Origin of the sequence: Meishania litoralis, assembly GCF_042611095.1 — a bacterium.
Taxonomy (GTDB): domain Bacteria; phylum Bacteroidota; class Bacteroidia; order Flavobacteriales; family Flavobacteriaceae; genus Meishania; species Meishania litoralis.
In genome coordinates this window covers 107,431-126,512 of sequence record NZ_JBHFPV010000004.1, presented here as the reverse complement: position 1 = coordinate 126,512, position 19,082 = coordinate 107,431, and the positions used below count along the sequence as shown (strand labels likewise).

The following is a 19,082-nucleotide window of genomic DNA, read 5'->3' as shown; positions in this document are numbered from 1 at the left end:
TCTTTGAACGAAAACAATTTTTCTATTAGATTATCAACATGGCATCACCATAAGAATAAAACCTATACCCCTCAAGAATTGCTTCCTTATAACTTTTTTTCATTAAGTCGTGGCCCATAAATGCGGATACCATCATCAACAAAGTGGATTTGGGGAGATGAAAGTTGGTGACCATAGCGTTCGCAATGCTAAAATCATGCGGTGGAAAAACGAATTTGTTCGTCCAACCATTAAAAGTATTCAGCATTTGATCTGAAGATACGGCACTTTCAAGGCCTCGCATGGCCGTGGTGCCTACAGCACATATTTTACGCTTGTTGCGCTTTGCCGCGTTTACGACTTCGGTCGCCCTTTCATCAATGATCAACTCTTCGCTATCCATTTTATGCTTTGACAGGTCTTCGACCTCAACAGGATTGAAAGTTCCTAAACCTACGTGAAGCGTCAGTTCTGCAAAATCAATCCCCTTGATTTCAAGCCTCTTTAATAGATGTTTGGAAAAATGAAGCCCTGCCGTGGGAGCCGCTACCGCCCCTTCGTGCTTTGCATAAATGGTTTGATAACGTTCCTCGTCTTCAGGTTCAACATCGCGTTTTATATACTTGGGCAATGGGGTTTCGCCCAGTTCCTTCAACTTTCTTCTGAAATCGGTATAAGAACCATCGTACAAAAACCTCAGGGTTCGACCTCTTGACGTGGTATTGTCGATTACCTCGGCCACGAGAGTCTCATCATCGCCAAAATAAAGTTTGTTTCCGATGCGTATTTTTCTGGCGGGATCCACCAAAACATCCCAAAGCCGCTGCTCTTCGTTAAGCTCGCGAAGTAAGAATACTTCAATCCTTGCCCCGGTCTTTTCTTTGTTTCCATATAATCTAGCGGGAAAAACCTTGGTGTTGTTCAATACCATTACATCGCCTTCATCAAAGTAATCGATAAGGTCTTTGAACATTCTGTGCTCTATTTTACCGGTTTCCCGATGAACTACCATAAGTTTGGATTCATCTCTATTTTCGGCAGGGCGCTCGGCCAACAGATTATCAGGAAGTTCAAAGCTAAAGTGCGATAATTTCATACTGTTCTATTCGTTATGTGTTTTGCGGCTGCAAATATACGATTCGGCAACAGACGATGTCAAGTAAAAGCTTGATTAAATAACTTTAGACTTCTTGGACCACGAACTTTAGTTTTTCAAGGTCTTTCCAAAAATCAGGGTATGATTTTGAGACCACCTCTGCGTTATTCACATAAAAAGAGGTCTTCATTGCCAAAGGACCAAAAGCCATTGCCATTCTATGGTCATTATATGTATCTACTTCGATTTGATGGTCTGACCATATTTTTGAAGGCTTAAGCGTAAGATCTTTATCGCTCACCGAAATATCGGCACCGAATTTTAGAAGTTCGGTTTTCATGGCCTCCAAACGGTCGGTCTCTTTGATCTTGAGTGTGTGAAGTCCTGTAAGGTGGCAGCCTATTCCCAAAGCAAAACAGGTAACGGCGATGGTCTGTGCGATGTCAGGGGCATTATCCAATCTGTAATCGACCTTTTGCAATTGACAGTTTGCGACTTTTTTGAGGATGATACAATGATCTCTGTATTCTGTAGATACACCAAAATCACCGTATATATTGGCAAGCACGCTATCTCCTTGCAAACTATCCTTTTTATAAGCGGAAAGGGATATTTCGGACCCGACCTCGGCCAATGCGATAACACTGTAAAAATAGGATGCCGAACTCCAATCGGATTCGACTATCAATTCAGTCGGTTCGATGGCTCTTTTTGGAAATACCCTGATCATATTTTCTTCGAACGAAGTGCTGACACCTATACGCTCCAATAGGCCCAACGTCATTTTGATATAGGGTACGGAAGTTATTTTACCAATTAATTCAAGTTCCAACCCGTTTTGCAAACTTGGGGCGATCAACAGTAATGAAGATATATATTGACTGCTGATATCTGCCGGAAGGCTTACCTTGCCCTTGCTCAGCTTTTTCCCCTTGATCCGAATGGGAGGGTAACCCTCAACATTTTCATAGTCGATATCGGCCCCTAGTTCGCGAAGTGCATCTACCAAAACCTTTATTGGCCTTTCAGTCATTCGCTGCGAACCTGTCAAGATTACATCGATACCTTCTTGCGATGCAAAATAACCGGTCAGAAAACGCATTGCCGTACCGGCATGGTGAATGTCTACGAGTCCATTTTTGATCTTCAGGCCTTTTTGCATAACCTGCGCATCATCAGAATTGGAAAGGTTTTCAATGGAAATATTGGGGAAGAGTCCCTGTAAAAGTAATGACCTATTGGTCTCGCTCTTCGAGCCCGTTATTCGAATATCCGTTTTTAAGAGGGTGTTAAGAGGACCCGTAAGGCGTAACTTCAAGGTGATTTATTTAGGTCTAAAAAGAAAGCCCAAATATAGTACTATTTGAGCTTTTTATTATTCTGATGGCGATCATGGTCGCGCTTGGTCTTCAAAGCCAATTTTTTGTCAAATGCCTCTTGCAGATCGACCCCTGTCTGGTTGGCCAAACAGAGTACCACAAAAATCACATCGGCCAATTCTTCGCCAAGATCTTTTTCTTTATCAGATTCTTTTTCACTTTGTTCACCGTAACGTCGGGCGATTATTCGGGCGACTTCGCCAACCTCTTCGGTCAACTGGGCCATATTGGTCAATTCATTAAAGTATCGAACACCGTGTTCATGTATCCAGTTATCGACTGCGACTTGGGAATTTTTTATATTCATTATTCCTTGTTTTTGGTATCAATTATTAGGGTTACAGGGCCGTCGTTCAATAAATCGACCTTCATATCGGCCCCGAAAACGCCAGTACCGACCCTTTTGCCTAAATCTAGTTCCACTTGACGCACGAATTGCTCATAAACAGGAATAGCTCGATCAGGCTTGGCGGCTTTGATATAACTTGGGCGATTTCCTTTTTTCGTAGCGGCATGCAATGTAAATTGGCTAACTATGATAACATCTCCATCGACTTCGAGAAGCGATTTGTTCATTATTCCGTTTTCGTCGTTGAAAATCCTAAGATTGACAATTTTACGCGATAGCCATTCGATATCTTCTTTGGCATCGGCATTTTCGATTCCCAACAATACCAATAGTCCCATTTTGATTTTTGAAATCAAATTTCCCTCAACGGTAACACTAGCCCTTGAAACCCTTTGAATAATTGCCCTCATCTAGTTTTTAGAATAGTTGTCGATTCTATAGGTGTCTTCGTCACCCGTGACCATTTGCACATAACTTTCATAACGGCTCCACGCCAATTCATCGTTTTCGAGAGCTTCTTTCACCGCACACTTAGGTTCATCGAGGTGCAGACAATTATTGAACTTACAGTCGGCCTTAAGCCTGAATATATCACGAAAGTAATCGCCAATTTCTTCTTTTTCCATATCGACGACACCAAAACCCTTTATACCTGGGGTATCGATTATCTTGGCACCAAAACCAAGGTCGAACATTTCGGCAAAAGTCGTTGTATGCTGGCCATGTAAATGTTGCTCTGAGATCTCGGAAGTTTTGATGTTCAATGCCGGTTCAAGTATATTCACCAATGTGGACTTGCCAACACCTGAATTTCCCGAAAACATACTGGTCTTATCTAGCATCAATTTCTTCACAAGGTCCACATTTTCGCCGGTATGGGCCGAAATCAAAATGCACGTATACCCAATACGCTTATAGAGCTCGGCCAAATACGTCACCTCGGCCAATTCTTCTTTATTGTAGGTATCTATTTTATTGAAAAGTAAAATAGCCGTTACGTCGTATGCTTCGGCCGTCGCCAAAAAACGGTCGATAAAAATGGTATAGGTCTTCGGATTGTTCAAGGTAACCATCAAAAAGACCTGATCAAGATTGGCCGCTATAATATGTGTCTGTTTCGATAGGTTAACCGATTTTCGCACAATATAATTCTTGCGATCCTGTATTGCATAAATTACCCCTATTGTCTCATCACCTAAATTCTCTTTTTCGAACTTAACAATGTCTCCGACGGCTATCGGATTGGTGCTTTTTATCCCCTTGAGCCGAAATTTTCCTTTTATGCGACATTTATAGAAATCACCTTCATTCGATTTGACGGTGTACCAACTTCCCGTAGATTTATAAACGGTGCCTAGCATATATTTGTCACAATACGTTTAAACGACTTAAATTTCTGCGTTGATAATCTTCTCTTGATGATTGATCGATTCTTGGTGGATCGCCTTGAACATCTTTAGAATGAATTCTTCGCTCAGGCCTTTTGATTCGCCTTCAAGAATCATGGCACCAAGGATCTGGTTCCATCGATTCGATTGCAGAACGGCAACGTTTTTTTGTTTTTTTAGAGCCCCGATACTATCGGAAACCTTCATTCGCTTGCCGAGGGTCTCGATCAGCTGATGGTCGAAGATATCTATCTGGGCCCTTAGATTGCTCAACTTTGCATTGTATTCAGCTTCGCTGTCACTTTCTTTCCTAATTATGAGATCTTTCATAATCTGAACCAAGGTTTTCGGGGTCACTTGCTGCGCGGCATCGCTCCACGCGTTATCTGGATCGTGATGCGTCTCAATCATCAAGCCATCGAAATTAAGGTCCAATGCGGTTTGTGAGACATCGAAAATCATATCGCGCTTTCCCGTAATATGGGAAGGATCATTGATAATGGGCAGGTCTGGAAAACGTGTCTGCAAATCGATTGCCAACTGCCACTCTGGAATGTTTCGATATTTTGTTTTTTCGTAAGTGGAAAAACCCCTATGTATAACCCCTAACTTTTTGATATTGGCTGTGCTGAGACGTTCAACAGCTCCCAACCAGAGCGAAAGATCCGGATTCACAGGGTTCTTTATCAAGACTACCTTGTCGGTTCCTTCAAGAGCATCGGCGATTTCCTGTACGATAAAAGGACTAACGGTCGAACGCGCACCTATCCATAACAAATCAATGTCATGCTCCAAAGCCAATTCTACATGGGCGCGATTGGCAACTTCGGTCGCCGTCTTCATGCCGGTCTCATCTTTGACTTTTTGCAACCATTTCAAACCCAAGGCCCCAACTCCTTCAAAATTTCCCGGACGGGTTCTAGGTTTCCAGATTCCTGCCCGATAATAGCTCACATCGGTATCTTTCAAACTATGTGCTATGCCTAAAACCTGTTCTTCTGTCTCGGCACTGCATGGGCCCGCAATCACCAAAGGATGACCCAAGTTCAAGTCGTCCAACCATTTTCTCATTTCCTTTGTATTTTCCATTTTATTGTTTGTTATGAGGTATTCCTTTTAGTATTTCCTTTATTTTATTTGTGTCGTTCATTTCATTATAAATGCCCGTATAGTCTCCTTTTTCGAGCAGATCCTTGAACTTTTGCAGGTTATTGATATATTCTTGCAACGTTTCAATTACATTTTCTCTGTTCTGCTCAAAAATCGGTGTCCACATGGCTGGCGAACTCTTTGCCAATCGCACGGTACTTTCAAAACCACTGCCTGCCATGTCAAAAATATCACGTTCGTTTTTCTCTTTCTCGATAACGGTTTTTCCCAACATAAAAGAGCTGATATGTGATAGATGCGACACATAGGCAATATGTTTGTCATGCGCCAAAGGATTCATATAACGTATGCGCATACCCATCTGTCGAAACAATTCAAGTGCCCTTTCCTGCAACTTGAAAGCGGTCTTTTCGACTTCACAGATGATATTCGTTTTACCCTCGTATAATCTTTCAATGGCCGCCGAAGGGCCCGAAAACTCGGTTCCGGCAATGGGATGGCATGCCAAATAATTTCTTCGTTTCGGATGGTCTTCCAAGGTTTCGCAAATTAAATTCTTTGTCGATCCCCCATCGATTACAACACAATCATCGCCAACCTTATGCAATATCTTGGGTAGTTCGGCGACCAAAGCATTGACCGGAATGGCTACAACGACCATATCGGCAACGCCAAGATCTTCATAGTCTGATTTCGCATCGATGATTTTCAAGGCCATGGCCTCATCAAGATGCGACGGATTGCTATCTATACCATAAATTGTTGTGTCTGGATACAGACGCCTTATGTCTTTTGCAAAAGACCCCCCGATCAAACCGATACCGATTATAAATAGTTTCATGGCTTTCCCTGGCCCCTCCAAAGGAGGCAAATTTCTTGTGTTTCGACTTTCTTTTCAAAAATCATAGTACTTATTTCCAAAATCATATTTCGTACCTCTAAAACCTTTCCAACGCTTCTCGAATCTTTTCTTTAGTCACACAAAGTGAAAATCGAATATAACCTTCACCATTGGTCCCAAAAATCGTTCCTGGGGCGATAAAAATGTTCTTTTCGTACAACACCCTGTCAATAAATGCTTCTGATGGTTCGCTACCGGGAGGTAGTTTGGCCCAAACGAACATTCCAACCGCACTGCGATCATACGTACAATCGAGTTTATCAGCTAATTGAAACATCAATTCCCTACGCGAGGTATAAACCTTGTCAAGACCTTCGAACCAATCGGGACCGCTCTTCAAAGCCACGATGGCACCTTTTTGAATGCCGTAGAACATCCCAGAATCCATATTGCTCTTTACTTTGAGAATAGCATTGATATGGTCGGTATTGCCCAAAACCATCCCCACGCGCCAGCCGGCCATGTTAAAGGTCTTGCTCAACGAATTCAGCTCGAGGGCGACATCTTTCGCACCTTCTATGGACAAAATGCTGATGGGGTCATTACTCAACACAAAACTGTACGGATTATCGTTCACCAAAAGTATATCGTTCTTCTTGGCGAAAGCGACCAGTTGTTCGAGCTGTGATTTACTGGCCATGGCCCCGGTCGGCATATGCGGATAGCTTACCCACATCAACTTTACCTTTGAAAGATCTTGACGCTGTAATTCGTTCAAGTCGGGAAACCATCCATCCTCATCCTTCAAATTGTAGCTTCTGTCAATCGCACCGACCAGCTTTGTCACCGCATTGTAAGTTGGGTAGCCCGGATTCGGTATCAACGCTTCATCCCTAGGGTTTAGAAAAGCCATGCTGATATGCATGATTCCCTCCTTAGAACCCATCAATGGCAAAATACCGTTTACGGGATCGATATCGACTTTAAACTTAGATGCATAAAAATCAGCGATCGCCTCCCGTAGTTCGGGCAAGCCCTGATAGCTTTGATATTGATGCGCCCCAGGATCCAAAACTGCATTCTGCATCGCATCGATTATGTCTTTCGAAGGTGCCAAATCGGGACTACCGATACCCATGTTGATAATCGGCTTTCCTTCGGCAATAAGACCGCGTACCTCGCGTAATTTTTTTGAGAAGTAGTACTCTTCAACGGTATGTAAACGATCCGCCGTACGTATCATAATCTGGCATTTTTGTATTCACCAAGTACTTTAAAATCTTCGAGCATGATGTTCAATAACGATTTGGCCTTGGCAAAATGTTCGAACTCGTCAAAAGTGACATCCACAAAAAAAGCGTATTTCCAAGGTGTTTCGATAATCGGCAATGACTGGATCTTGGTCAGGTTCAGGTTACAATCGCTCATAACATTGAGTACCGTGGCCAAACTACCGCGTTTATGATCGGTAACAAATCGTACCGAGGCCTTGTTGATTTCCTTTTTGGGAAGTTCTTTATTCTTTGTTTTTACCACAATGAAACGTGTGGCATTGTTTTTAATCGTCTGGATCTCAGGAACGATAATCTCGAGCCCGTAGAGTTCCGCGGCCCCTTTTGGGGCGATCGCGGCAATACCTTTAAGGTTTTTTTCCTGTATCCGCTTTGCGGTTTCCGCCGTATCGACATCTTCGACCATCTTGATATGGGGCTGTGTTTTCAAATACTCGCGACATTGCAATAGCGCCATGGGGTGCGAACGTACTTCAAAAATATCGGTAATACTTTGCCCTTTCAACCCCATTAGGTTATGGTTGATGTTCAAATAATGTTCTCCGATAATATGGAGCCCGTTATCATCTATCAGGGCGTAATTCGGTATGATGGATCCCGCTATCGAGTTCTCGATTGCCATTATACCTTTGTCCGCCTTGCCCTCCAACAAACGGTCTACCAAATCGTGAAACGACAGACATTCCACCAAATCGATGTCATGGCCATAATACTCCTTGGCCACTTGATGGTGGTTGGATCCCTTGATCCCCTGAATCGCTATCTTCAATGGCATTGTCGTACGTTTAGAATGAAAAACAAAAAAGTCCCGTTTTTCACGGGACTTTAACTTGTTTTATATCTTACAATATCTATAACAGTCCCGTACTTCTTTTGAAAAAGAAGTAAAAATAGAAACCGTTATAAAAATATTGCCTAGTCATAATACACTTAAACTTGGGCTAAAGTAAGAATTAAATTTAAAAATGTCGTTTTTAGAACATTTTTTTTTGTTTTCTCAAGGATTGGGAACATCGATCAAGGTGATTTTTCCATAGCAGTATCCCATAAGAAAGTAATGAACCCCTATAATACAGTCTTTATTGTTTAATTTTGGATAAATTCTCTACACATGTCGATCTGGGTACAAAATATCAGTAAATCCTTCGGGGCGCAAAAGGCGTTGAACGATGTGACATTTAAAATCAATAAAGGAGAAATCGTCGGATTTTTGGGCCCCAACGGAGCAGGGAAATCTACCATGTTGAAAATTTTGACCACCTATCACGAAGCGGATGAAGGTAATGCCGAAGTCAATGCTTTTGATGTGCTGAAGGATAAAAAAAATGTTCAAAAAAGTATCGGTTACCTACCGGAACATAATCCGTTGTATTTGGATATGTACGTCAAGGAATACCTGGCATTCAATGCCGAGGCCTACCAAACAAACAAAAATCGAATTACCGAGGTTATCGAACAAACAGGACTATCACCTGAAGCCCACAAAAAAATCGGACAGCTCTCAAAAGGCTATCGCCAACGCGTAGGCCTCGCAGCGGCCTTGATACACGATCCCGATGTTTTGATCTTGGACGAACCTACCACCGGCCTCGACCCTAACCAACTTCTCGAAATACGAAAACTGATCCGCGAAATAGGAAAACAAAAGACCATTTTGCTTTCAACACACATCATGAAAGAGGTCGAGGCGGTATGCGACCGAGTGTTGATAATCAACAAAGGGGTCTTGGTGGCCGACAAAAAACTCGCCGATCTTCGTGGCGAAGAAGAGCAAATTATCGAAGTGGAGTTCGACTACCGTGTAGAAGAGGCATTTTTAAGTCAATTGCCCAATGTAACAAAAGTAAAGAATACCGGTGGTTTTGTCTATGAGATAACCTTCGACACTCTAAAAGATATGCGCCCTACCATCTTTGATTTTGCCCATGACAACCAACTAAAAACACTTCAATTAAGCCGAAAAAACAGGAATTTGGAAGGATTGTTTACGGAATTGACGAACAAATGATTTAAAATCTCAACGCAAGCCCAACACCGTTTTTATTACTCGTGGGCACTAAACGGAAAGTAGTTTTGTTGTCAAACTGTTTGTTGTAGGCCAAAATCGCTTTCTTTTTTGATTTGCTTGAAGCGTACATGAATATACCGGTGACCACACCCGATCCCAAAACTCCAAAAGCCGGACCTAATGCGTTTTTAGCTTTATCCCGATTGCTCAAATAAGGGTCATCATTCAAGATCTCGGCATACATCCAAAGGGCAAATCCGAATTCGGCCACCAAACCAACAGAACTTATAGTGCCTTGAGTTTTTGATTTCTTCCAATACGCATTTATTTCTTCGTTCTTTGCCATTAAAGCTTTCACTTCTTTTTTACTTATCCGCTCATCATCTTGATAATACTCCGCACTCCAGAACCCTGGAAAAACTGTAATTTCCTGGGCGTTAAGCCCACTTGTCCAAATCAATATTAAAACCGCAATAATTTTAAATTTGCTCATTTGTCAAGTCTATTAAATGAAAAGCACACCAAACGCATGCCTATTTACAACGTACGGCCCTTTTTTATATTTCAAACAAGCAATAAAATCAGTACTGACTCAAGACCTTCTGAAACAAATCGGCATACTCATTGAAAACCAAGGTTTCCCGTTCGGCCATTTCCCGCTCTTTATTTTCTTCGAGTACATCGATCAGTCGTCGATAGCCCTGTAAATCGGCCAAAATCGTTTCGATTTGGACGAATTGTTCATTCATAGGAACGGAATTGCAATAGTCAAGCCGTTCTTGATAGACGCATTTTAATCGATGGAACAATCGGTTCGCTTTTTCGGGCTCGCCCACCTTGTAGTACCCGTCAAAAAAAGGCACTACAAAGGTGTAGTATCCGAAATGTTCAAGGGGAATGTTTACCATCGCCAATTCGATAATTTTTCTGGCCTTTTCGATTTTGTTTTCTTCCAATAATTTTTCCAAAAGGCGCGCCAATGCGATACGGTTCGAGACTCCGCCCTGTTTTCTGGTCTGCGGATCGTGGTAGATATCAGGGCTTCCCGAATTGCCCCAATCCCATTTCATGACGATATCGTACATCAAATCGGAATCTATCCTTCCTTTTTCAAAAATACTGGTATTCTTCGTCTTGATCGGCACCAATTTATAGACCAGGCCATCCAATTGTAGATAATCGCTCATCCAGATGTATTCCTGTTCGTCAAAACTTCCCCCGGAGAAATAAATAGGGCGCTCCCAATCGTTGTTGGCAATAATATCCAACATCAGCAGACTTCCCTTTCCGATGCCGGTCTCGGGCAGGTCTATATCGATATGATCAACGATTAGGTCAGCGTCTTCAGGTTTTACCAGGCCCGTGGCCAACACTTTATCTTTGTTTACAGGTACCCGGATTTTGTTCGTGGGATAAAAAACCGCGTCTAGATACCCATCCGAAAAGTTTGAAATATCCCTTCCCTGCTTTTCCATCAAACTTTTGACCTTGGTCTGCGGACTGTCACTAGCGACCCATTTCATAAAATCCTGTATCGGCCATCGGGTATCGGTCATCGGGGCGTAGTAAATGACATCGCGCGAACCATATCGGTACAGATCATGTGTCAACTGAGACGGAATGGGTTCACTTTCATAGGCCCTTCGTTTCATCTGGTCGATGTACCAATCGGTGTTGAAATAGGTAGTAACGATTACCCGTGTGTCGGTTCTATAGCCTTCGATTTCCTGGGCGTACCATAACGGAAAGGTATCGATATCGCCGATCGTAAAAAGTATCGACCCCGCCTCTTTTTTTGTGGAATCGAGGTAAGATTTCGCCATCGCAAGTGCCGTGTATCTATCCGAGCGGTCATGGTCGTCCCAATTTTGTTGGGCCATCAATGCGGGTACGGCAACAAAACACACGACCAAAACGATAGGAAGCATCATTTTGGGTTTTACAAATTTTTTGAACTCCTCAAAAAGGCCGTAAACCCCTAACCCGATCCAAATGGCAAAAACATAGAAAGATCCGACCAAGGAATAGTCGCGTTCACGTGGTTGGAATATGGGTGGGTTCGTATAAAATTGAATGGCCAAGCCCGTAAACAGGAAGAACACCATCAGCACCCAAAATTGTTTCCAATCTTTTTGGAATTGAAAGACCAAGCCGACCAGTCCCAATAACAAAGGCAGAAAGAAATAAGTGTTTCGCGCCTTATTATCAAGTTCTTCCGAAGGAAGGTTTTCTTGATTTCCCAACCGAAGACCGTCAATAAAACCAATACCGCTCAACCATTCGCCATTGCCATCGAAACGGCCCTGTTCATCGTTTTGTCGCCCTACAAAATTCCACATAAAATACCTCAAATACATGTAGCCCAGTTGAAAGTGAAAGAGGTATTCGATATTCTGCCAAACCGTTGGTGGCCGAACCTCGATATAATCAGAGGCATCTGTCAAAAACTTTATGTAGCCTTCCGTATCGATTTCTCCATCGGCATATTGCGTTCGTATGGTCTCGGCTGCCCGCTGCAAGTCCGAATTGCCTTGAAACTCCCTTTTAACGGTAAATTCGAGCGGCCCATAATAACGCATATAATTTTCGGCATTTTGCGAACTCCACATTCGGGGGAGCCAACCCGTATGTTGGGGACTATCCCCTCGTAAAGCGCCCTTATAAGAATTGACGACAATATATTTTCCGGTGATATGATCCTTTTCATATTTGGGATGGTCATCTTTATCGGGGTGGTCATCGGCAAATTTATCGGAATAATAGGCCCCGTAAAACGGACTTGCCGGTGCTGGATATATTTCACGGTTGTAATAGGCCAATAGGGTACGGGCATTGTCGGGGTCGTTCTCATTGATCACCGTTTTAGCGTTTGCACGAATGGGAAGCATCAGCCACGAGGAAAATCCCAAAACCAAGAACAGCAGTACCAATATAATGGTGTTCGCAGTTCGCAGGTTTCTTTTTTGGGTATGGCGCAAGGCCAAGAAAAATACGGTCGCCAAAAGAATGCCCATAATCAAACTACCCGAATTGAAGGGCAATCCGATGGTATTTACAAAAAACACCTCGCTCCACCCGAACATTTTCAATACATAGGTCAACGAAAATTTAAAGACCAACAGCAACAGGGCCACAGCCGCTACATTCGCGATTATGAAGTTCTTTGGTGTAATAATCTCAAATCGTTTAAAATAAATAAGCAATCCGATGGATGGAATCGCCAAAAAGCCCATGAACTGAATACCGAAGGTAAGCCCGATTACAAATGCGATCAAGATTAACCACTTGTCACTTCGGGGCGATCCGAGATTATGCACCCACTTAAGACCGAGCCAAAGCAGTAGAGCCATGATAAGGCTCGCCATGGAATACACTTCGGTCTCGGTCGCATTGAACCAAAAGCTATCTGAGAAAGTAAAGGCCAACGCACCGATAAAACCACTGCCGAGAATCGCCATATTCTGCACCCCGGAAATCTTGTCTTTTCGGGAAATCAATTTTCGTGCTAAGTTGGTAATCGTCCAGAATAAAAAGAGAATGGTAAAAGCACTCGAAACCACCGAAACATAATTCACCGCTAGGGCAATCTGGGATCTGTCGGTCGCGAACGATGCAAAGAACGCCCCGATCATTTGCAACAAGGGCGCACCGGGCGGATGCGCAATCTGCAATTTGGCCGAAGTGGCAATATATTCGCCAGCATCCCAAAAACTTACGGTAGGTTCAACGGTAATGCCATAGACCAAGAGGGCCAAAGCAAAAACAGACCACCCTAAAATCAGGTTCCAACGTTTAAAACCACTTTCCGCCATTCAAAAAAATACTTTCCCCAAAGTACCTTCGGAAAGCTTGAACCGTAAAATAAAGGAGGTCTGATTTAGGTACTAGTACCCGTACTAATTTTGTGATTTTTGCAGCAACTCTTGTCTATTGGAAACCTTTAGCTTGCCATAAATATTTGTGATGTGGGTCTTTACAGTGCTGACGCTGATAAAAAGTTCTTTCGCAATCTCTTTATTGGTCTTGCCCTGTAGCATGAGGTTTTGCACATTTCGTTCTTGACGGCTCAAATCGGGTAAATTCGCTTCTCTTTTTCTTTTAAAAACAAGTAACACCCCCAACCCCAGTACCAAAAAACCTAGTATAAAGTTGATTACCCTGCTCCAAGCATATTTTTGCTCGACAACCTCTTGGGTCAAAAATGCCAGTTTCTTTTCAAGAAATCGATAGTTTTCGAGTGGCATTTCGCTATGTTTCAATTCATCTAAAAGGGCTAGGTAGAAATCAGGGTTTTTGGCAATGTCTTGATCCAGCAATTGCTTTTCTTCCAATTGTTTTATACCGATCAACTTGACCATCAAAATACGTAATGAATCCTTGGCGTAACCTTTAAGTTGGGCACCTTCGTCATTGCTCTCGATTTTAGATTGTAATAATTCCGCCTCGAAAGCCTGTAACTTCTTCCATTCTTTGTCGGCCTGATTGGTGGTGGAATAGTTTTCAAAAGGTGCATCGCTCTTTTGAAAGACCAGCGTATCGGAATCGGAAAGAATGAATGTGGTTCCATTGATGATGGTATCTTGAATCGCCTTTTCAATTTTGCCGATATACAATCGATATATCGCATCTTTCTCGGAAATATGTTTTCGGTCAAAAGAAAAAGTACCGTCATCCTTTATAGGTGCCCAAGCAATTTGCTTTGCAAACTTTATATCTTGAAGATGTTCCAAATCAAGTTTGGCGAGATAGATTCTAAGTTTCTTTTGTTGTATATCTTCAAGGTCGAGATGACCTGAAATGGCCGGTTGGGCGTATAAAGCCGAGGTACACGATAAAAGAATTGCCAATAAATACACTTTGAACATATTCTTGCACTTTGATGAACCGATTATAAAACCTTAATACGTACATTCCTGAACTTAACGGATCCTATTTGGTCGGCCTGAAGGCCGATATACCCTTCCTTTAACTCATCATTACGAAGGTCGGCCACCAAAATATCATTGATCCAGGCCTGTATGTGATCTTTCTCGCATACTATCCTATACGTATTCCATTTATTGATTGTCCTTACATATTTCGCAGGATTGGCCCTTGAAACAATCGCCCCTGTTCTATTGGGTTGATCAGGATGTTCATCCCAAATATTAATCTCATAGCAGTCGGTATAGCTCAGCTCATAATCCTTACACCGGACAAAAACACCGGAGTTTATTGTTTCACTGGGATAAAATTCAAGTTCCAGTTCAAAATCCTTATAAACATCTTTGGTCATTATAAAACCTGAACCCTCTAGAAGGCTTGCATATATCTCATCATTGGCAAACTCCCATTTTGCGTCCCCTTTTTGTAACCAAGAGCCGCTATTAGGTTCAAATAAAGGTTTGCTTTGCTTGCAAGAGAACGTGAGCGTGCTCATTAAAATTATCAAGATGGTATTTTCAAGAAATTTCATGTGTTCGGATTATTTGGGTCGGTTGACAAAATAAATATAGTGATATCTGAAATATTACATCCGATCTATTTCGGTACCAGAGCTAAAATCATACTTTGCGCGTAGAAATCAAAACATCAACAACCTTATCCAACTCATCTTGAATATCGGGATTCGTAGAATTTGTCAATATGGCGAATACCATTTGTTCTTCTGGATATACAAATAGATTGGCGTAGCCTCCCACCCCATTACCTATATGTCCATAAAATTTGCGTCCCTTTTGGTCTTCGCTGACCTGCCAGCCGAGACCATAATAGGTCGGTTTGCCCTTCACCATTTGCGAGGTCAAAAACTCGGTTCTGACCACTTCATTCAACAAAATGCCATCTAGGTACGACCGGCCAAATTTGGCAATATCTTCGGATGTAGAAAGGTAGCCGCCACCAGCCAATTTGTAAAAATTGTTTACGACGATGGCTTCCCTATAATCACCTAACCTATTTTTGGTGTAGAACTTTGTAAGAAACTCATTAGATGTCAGATCTCGACTGTGCTCGGCCTGATAGGGCGTAAAAGTGTTTTTCATCGCAAGTGGATCCAAAACCTTTTCTTCTACATATTTTTCAAATGGAACTTTGCCTGCTTCCTGCATCGCCAATGAAATCAGTACCCAATCGTAGCTGTTGTAGAAATAATCAGAACCGGGTTCGAAAAGCAGTTCGTCATCTTTGAATATTTCGATACTTTCTTTGATGGAAAAAGGTTTATTAAGTCCGTATTCAGTACCACGATACCCTCGGATTCCCGCAGTATGGCCTGCCAATTGGCGGATGGTAAAATCCCATTTCTTTTTTGGATAGTAAGGCACGTAGTCATAAAAGGAAGCATCCAAATCTATTTTGCCCTCTTCCACCATAATGGCCAACGCAGTGGCCGCAATATTTTTTGAAATACTGGCTATTCGAAAAACGCTCTTCTTAGGGTGGACCGGAATTTTGTTTTCAATATCAGAGAAGCCATACCCTTTTTGCATAAGGGTCTTTCCGCCTTCTAAAACGGTGATTGAAATTCCGGGAACTTTCTTTCGTTCAATCAGATCAGCTAGTATGGCGTCTGCCCTTGCCAGCCCCGTCAAATTTATATCATCGCCAATGACCCTTTTCGAAGCGAAAAGATTTTTTAAATATTTGGTTATCGGATTCAAAGTATTTCGTTATTGGTCACTGGTAGATTAATAACCAAGAATTTGCCTTGGGTTTAATCCTTAAAAATTAGCTTGCCCTTGAACAATTCCTCCACTTCAACCGTGCTAGGTCTATTCGAACTGATTACATCACCATTGCCTCGGATGACGCCGCGAATAGATACCTGTGGGTCTATGGACATGTCATTGCTTCCCCGATGGTCAAGGGTCACATTCTGTGCCGTAACATTTTGTGCCTCGATCCTTGAATCGCCAGCGGCAATGATCAGGCTTAAATTATCGACTGCCCCTTTCAACTTAAAATAGGCAATGCCATTTACGACAACACTTACGTTTTGGGAATCTAGTTGCAAATCAAACTCACCATCGGTGGTCTCGGCATCGGGTTCCAAAAAACTTTCCGATAACAATTCAAGATCCGGGTACGACAATACCCCATCGCTCTCGATCGCCAAACCCGTACTACTTCGAATCTCGGTAATATTAGGTGCGGTGACATAGACCTTCGTAATGCCATATTCCCGAAAAAGATTACATGCATTTTCGTTGCGCAATATTAAACGCCCGTCTTGCACCAAAGCGGAAACATCTTCAAAAAGGTTCTCGCCCGTTTCGATCTCCACCTTTTGTTCATCCCCTTGTTTTAACACCAAACCTACTTTCTCGAATACTGTGATTTTAGAGAAATCGGGTACGGATATTTCTTTACGGACAAGGTCACCGGAAGTTTGAAAACAATCGGGAGCAGAGTCGGTGTTACAGCCAACGAACAAAAGGAAAATCAGTAATACCATCCAAGAGGCAATTACTCTGTTGTAAAGGCTATAAAATTCCAACTTAACCATATTTTGAATTTAACACTTCTAACTTCGTACTTTGTACTTCACAGGCGTACCCCAACTCCGAATTCAACGGCCTCGGCTGCCGCGGCATGTGATTTCAGGGTAATGGAACCAAACATTTTTTTTCCGAAATAACGCTTCATCCCGATACGATTGTAAACCCTGCCCTCAAAATCAAAGGGGTAGTACACATAGTACCCCAATTGGACGATTACGCTCATTTTATTGACAAAGAGCTCATGACCCAAAAATAGGCCGACACGCTTGTAATCATCATTTTGCCCAACTCCTTTTTCAGGAAAAGAGATGGCTTGATACTGGATCAACCCCTTCAAAAAATTCGAGAAAAATATATCGGTTCCCAAATGAATGGCACTTTTGCGGCCAAGACGCTTGTCAACATAGCCCGAAAAAATATAGAACGGATGCTGCCCAAGACCGATTACATCACTTTCATTGACCCCCGTTCGAAAGGCAATATTGTATTTAATCGGTTCGGTAATCTTTTCTCGATCCGCGATGGTCAGGTATTCTTTTTCTTGTCCTCCATCCAAATCATAGGTGAGCCCCGCATTGAGGGCAAAAGTATTTGTGCTAGTGTTCGGTGCCTTTATATTGGCGTTCGAATAGTGGATGACCGAAATCCCAGCTTTAAACCCGAATCCCTTAAAAATATTCTCACGGTGAAAATTCAACATCAAATACGTTGAACTCATTAGGTCTGATCCGTAAGCATTGTTTCGAAAGTTCGTGTTCTTATCATACGGGTTCGTATTATAAGTAATCCCTTGTCCTATCCTTAGTTGCAGGTATCTTTTAAAAAAGTAAAAATTATAATGCGCAAAGAGACCAAAGTTTTTCCCCAAGTTTTCGTTGTTCATATCTTGGTAAACGAAAGAATAACCTACATCGGGATAATTGTAAAGTTCTTCCCATTCTTCATTTCCATAAGTTTTGCGGTTCAGGCCCAATATAAGGCCTCCCGGATGTTCGTTGATCAAGTGGGAGATATCGGGATTGTGCAATAGAATAGAACCATAGAAATGGTCGGCATCCAAAACATACTTTTTATTAACCTTATCTTTTTGCGAAAAACAAAGAACGCCGCACAATAGAGCAATACAGATCAACACTGGCCTCATGGGATGTAAAGGTAAGATTCGAGTACGAAATACGAAGTAATACTCAAAAATTAAAAGACCGATTTCGCGATCGCATGTATATTGTCAGACTTACCCATGGAATAATAATGTAGTACCGGCACCCCTGCAGCTTTCAATTCTTTTGATTGTTCGATACACCACTCGATACCAACTTGTCGCACGGCCTTATTGTCTTTGCAGGAATCAACCGCATCGACAAGGTCTTGTGGCAAGTCTATTTTGAACACTTGTGGGAGCAAATTCAAATGGCGTTTGACGGCAATGGGCTTTATTCCCGGAATAATGGGGACGTCGATACCCACTTCCCTGGCGGCTTCCACGAATTCAAAATACTTTTTATTGTCAAAAAACATCTGGGTCACTACATAATCAGCGCCGGCATCCACCTTTTCCTTTAGCCGTTGCAGATCCGATTTCAAAGATGGTGCTTCCATATGTTTTTCAGGATAGCCAGCCACTCCGATACAGAAATGGGCACAATCATCGGTCTCGATAACATCATGCAGGTATTTTCCGCAGTTCAAATCTTGAATCTGCCGAACGAGTCCGAGTGCATAATGATGCCCGCCCTTGGTCGGTTCAAAATATTTTTCTTCGCGCATGGCATCACCACGAAGGGCCATCACGTTATCGATACCCAAATAATGACAATCGACCAAGAGATATTCGGTCTCTTCTTTGGTAAAACCACCACATAGCACGTGCGGCACCGTATCTACATCATACTTATGTTTGATCGAGGCGCAAATGCCGACGGTACCCGGACGCATACGGGTCAATTTTTTATCGAGCAGGCCATCACGGTCAATATAGATATATTCTTCACGTGAGGTGGTCACATCGATAAAAGGAGGGTTAAACTCCATCAACGGGTCGATATTGTCATAGAGTTCTTTTATGTTCCTTCCTTTTACAGGGGGAATGATTTCGAAGGAAAACAAGGTTTTTCCTTTTGCATCTTTGATATGATCGGTTACTTTCATTTTTAAATTCT

18 protein-coding genes are annotated in these 19,082 nt (G+C 42.3%); 1 reads left to right on the top strand and 17 read right to left on the bottom strand.

Features of this window, described 5'->3' with window-relative positions:
* Nucleotides 1-25: 25 nt before the first annotated feature.
* From queA to ACEZ3G_RS14120, 9 genes are all read right to left on the bottom strand, one after another.
* Nucleotides 26-1,075, bottom strand: coding sequence for a tRNA preQ1(34) S-adenosylmethionine ribosyltransferase-isomerase QueA (queA, locus tag ACEZ3G_RS14160; RefSeq protein ID WP_432426168.1), 1,050 nt, complete (start codon nucleotides 1,073-1,075; stop codon nucleotides 26-28).
* Between the two features lie 85 nt (nucleotides 1,076-1,160).
* The gene (locus ACEZ3G_RS14155) at nucleotides 1,161-2,393 is read right to left on the bottom strand and encodes a 3-phosphoshikimate 1-carboxyvinyltransferase (RefSeq protein ID WP_432426167.1); all 1,233 of its coding nucleotides are present in this window, start codon (nucleotides 2,391-2,393) and stop codon (nucleotides 1,161-1,163) included.
* Between the two features lie 41 nt (nucleotides 2,394-2,434).
* Entirely contained in the window at nucleotides 2,435-2,761 is a 327-nt protein-coding gene (locus ACEZ3G_RS14150; protein WP_432426166.1) for a nucleotide pyrophosphohydrolase, read from the bottom strand.
* Nucleotides 2,761-3,213, bottom strand: coding sequence for a D-aminoacyl-tRNA deacylase (dtd, locus tag ACEZ3G_RS14145; RefSeq protein WP_432426165.1), 453 nt, complete (start codon nucleotides 3,211-3,213; stop codon nucleotides 2,761-2,763). Before dtd ends, ACEZ3G_RS14150 begins: the two co-directional genes overlap by 1 nt.
* Nucleotides 3,214-4,164: a ribosome small subunit-dependent GTPase A gene (gene rsgA / locus ACEZ3G_RS14140; RefSeq protein ID WP_432426164.1), complete on the bottom strand. Its 951-nt coding sequence runs from the start codon at nucleotides 4,162-4,164 to the stop codon at nucleotides 3,214-3,216. It lies immediately after the preceding gene.
* Between the two features lie 27 nt (nucleotides 4,165-4,191).
* Complete coding sequence (locus tag ACEZ3G_RS14135) at nucleotides 4,192-5,280, bottom strand: chorismate mutase (RefSeq protein ID WP_432426163.1); 1,089 nt, start codon at nucleotides 5,278-5,280, stop codon at nucleotides 4,192-4,194.
* Between the two features lies 1 nt (nucleotide 5,281).
* Complete coding sequence (locus tag ACEZ3G_RS14130; RefSeq protein ID WP_432426162.1) at nucleotides 5,282-6,142, bottom strand: prephenate dehydrogenase; 861 nt, start codon at nucleotides 6,140-6,142, stop codon at nucleotides 5,282-5,284.
* 97 nt (nucleotides 6,143-6,239) lie between these two features.
* A complete protein-coding gene (locus tag ACEZ3G_RS14125) occupies nucleotides 6,240-7,385 on the bottom strand; it encodes a pyridoxal phosphate-dependent aminotransferase (protein ID WP_432426161.1) in 1,146 nt (381 codons plus the stop codon).
* Nucleotides 7,382-8,209: a prephenate dehydratase gene (locus ACEZ3G_RS14120; protein WP_432426160.1), complete on the bottom strand. Its 828-nt coding sequence runs from the start codon at nucleotides 8,207-8,209 to the stop codon at nucleotides 7,382-7,384. Before ACEZ3G_RS14120 ends, ACEZ3G_RS14125 begins: the two co-directional genes overlap by 4 nt.
* A gap of 336 nt (nucleotides 8,210-8,545) precedes the next feature.
* On the opposite strand from ACEZ3G_RS14120, the gene gldA reads away from it, so the two are divergent.
* On the top strand, nucleotides 8,546-9,442 hold the full coding sequence (gene gldA / locus ACEZ3G_RS14115; protein WP_432426159.1) for a gliding motility-associated ABC transporter ATP-binding subunit GldA: 897 nt from the start codon (nucleotides 8,546-8,548) through the stop codon (nucleotides 9,440-9,442).
* Nucleotide 9,443: 1 nt separating this feature from the next.
* Here the strand turns inward: gldA and ACEZ3G_RS14110 are convergent, their stop codons facing one another.
* The 8 genes from ACEZ3G_RS14110 to metF form a co-directional block, all read right to left on the bottom strand.
* Nucleotides 9,444-9,935: a hypothetical protein gene (locus ACEZ3G_RS14110; protein ID WP_432426158.1), complete on the bottom strand. Its 492-nt coding sequence runs from the start codon at nucleotides 9,933-9,935 to the stop codon at nucleotides 9,444-9,446.
* Nucleotides 9,936-10,023: 88 nt separating this feature from the next.
* Nucleotides 10,024-13,254, bottom strand: coding sequence for a glycosyltransferase family 117 protein (locus ACEZ3G_RS14105; RefSeq protein WP_432426157.1), 3,231 nt, complete (start codon nucleotides 13,252-13,254; stop codon nucleotides 10,024-10,026).
* Nucleotides 13,255-13,338: 84 nt separating this feature from the next.
* Entirely contained in the window at nucleotides 13,339-14,307 is a 969-nt protein-coding gene (locus ACEZ3G_RS14100; RefSeq protein WP_432426156.1) for a helix-turn-helix domain-containing protein, read from the bottom strand.
* 23 nt (nucleotides 14,308-14,330) lie between these two features.
* Nucleotides 14,331-14,897, bottom strand: coding sequence for a 3-keto-disaccharide hydrolase (locus ACEZ3G_RS14095; protein WP_432426155.1), 567 nt, complete (start codon nucleotides 14,895-14,897; stop codon nucleotides 14,331-14,333).
* Nucleotides 14,898-14,985: 88 nt separating this feature from the next.
* Nucleotides 14,986-16,083 carry a serine hydrolase domain-containing protein gene (locus tag ACEZ3G_RS14090; RefSeq protein ID WP_432426154.1) on the bottom strand — a complete coding sequence of 366 codons (1,098 nt, stop codon included), beginning with the start codon at nucleotides 16,081-16,083 and terminating at the stop codon, nucleotides 14,986-14,988.
* 53 nt (nucleotides 16,084-16,136) lie between these two features.
* Entirely contained in the window at nucleotides 16,137-16,928 is a 792-nt protein-coding gene (locus ACEZ3G_RS14085; protein ID WP_432426153.1) for a head GIN domain-containing protein, read from the bottom strand.
* 38 nt (nucleotides 16,929-16,966) lie between these two features.
* Nucleotides 16,967-18,067, bottom strand: a complete 1,101-nt coding sequence (locus tag ACEZ3G_RS14080; protein ID WP_432426152.1) for an acyloxyacyl hydrolase — start codon at nucleotides 18,065-18,067, stop codon at nucleotides 16,967-16,969.
* 50 nt (nucleotides 18,068-18,117) lie between these two features.
* The gene (metF, locus tag ACEZ3G_RS14075; RefSeq protein ID WP_432426151.1) at nucleotides 18,118-19,071 is read right to left on the bottom strand and encodes a methylenetetrahydrofolate reductase [NAD(P)H]; all 954 of its coding nucleotides are present in this window, start codon (nucleotides 19,069-19,071) and stop codon (nucleotides 18,118-18,120) included.
* Between the last annotated feature and the right edge of the window lie 11 nt (nucleotides 19,072-19,082).

Bases quoted from the DNA above. Each gene is read 5' to 3' on its own strand.
- queA (WP_432426168.1), bottom strand. From the start codon at position 1,075: ATGAAATTATCGCACTTTAGCTTTGAACTTCCTGATAATCTGTTGGCC.
- ACEZ3G_RS14150 (WP_432426166.1), bottom strand. From the start codon at position 2,761: ATGAATATAAAAAATTCCCAAGTCGCAGTCGATAACTGGATACATGAA.
- dtd (WP_432426165.1), bottom strand. From the start codon at position 3,213: ATGAGGGCAATTATTCAAAGGGTTTCAAGGGCTAGTGTTACCGTTGAG.
- rsgA (WP_432426164.1), bottom strand. From the start codon at position 4,164: ATGCTAGGCACCGTTTATAAATCTACGGGAAGTTGGTACACCGTCAAA.
- ACEZ3G_RS14135 (WP_432426163.1), bottom strand. From the start codon at position 5,280: ATGGAAAATACAAAGGAAATGAGAAAATGGTTGGACGACTTGAACTTG.
- ACEZ3G_RS14130 (WP_432426162.1), bottom strand. From the start codon at position 6,142: ATGAAACTATTTATAATCGGTATCGGTTTGATCGGGGGGTCTTTTGCA.
- ACEZ3G_RS14125 (WP_432426161.1), bottom strand. From the start codon at position 7,385: ATGATACGTACGGCGGATCGTTTACATACCGTTGAAGAGTACTACTTC.
- ACEZ3G_RS14120 (WP_432426160.1), bottom strand. From the start codon at position 8,209: ATGCCATTGAAGATAGCGATTCAGGGGATCAAGGGATCCAACCACCAT.
- gldA (WP_432426159.1), top strand. From the start codon at position 8,546: ATGTCGATCTGGGTACAAAATATCAGTAAATCCTTCGGGGCGCAAAAG.
- ACEZ3G_RS14110 (WP_432426158.1), bottom strand. From the start codon at position 9,935: ATGAGCAAATTTAAAATTATTGCGGTTTTAATATTGATTTGGACAAGT.
- ACEZ3G_RS14105 (WP_432426157.1), bottom strand. From the start codon at position 13,254: ATGGCGGAAAGTGGTTTTAAACGTTGGAACCTGATTTTAGGGTGGTCT.
- ACEZ3G_RS14100 (WP_432426156.1), bottom strand. From the start codon at position 14,307: ATGTTCAAAGTGTATTTATTGGCAATTCTTTTATCGTGTACCTCGGCT.
- ACEZ3G_RS14095 (WP_432426155.1), bottom strand. From the start codon at position 14,897: ATGAAATTTCTTGAAAATACCATCTTGATAATTTTAATGAGCACGCTC.
- ACEZ3G_RS14085 (WP_432426153.1), bottom strand. From the start codon at position 16,928: ATGGTTAAGTTGGAATTTTATAGCCTTTACAACAGAGTAATTGCCTCT.
- ACEZ3G_RS14080 (WP_432426152.1), bottom strand. From the start codon at position 18,067: ATGAGGCCAGTGTTGATCTGTATTGCTCTATTGTGCGGCGTTCTTTGT.
- metF (WP_432426151.1), bottom strand. From the start codon at position 19,071: ATGAAAGTAACCGATCATATCAAAGATGCAAAAGGAAAAACCTTGTTT.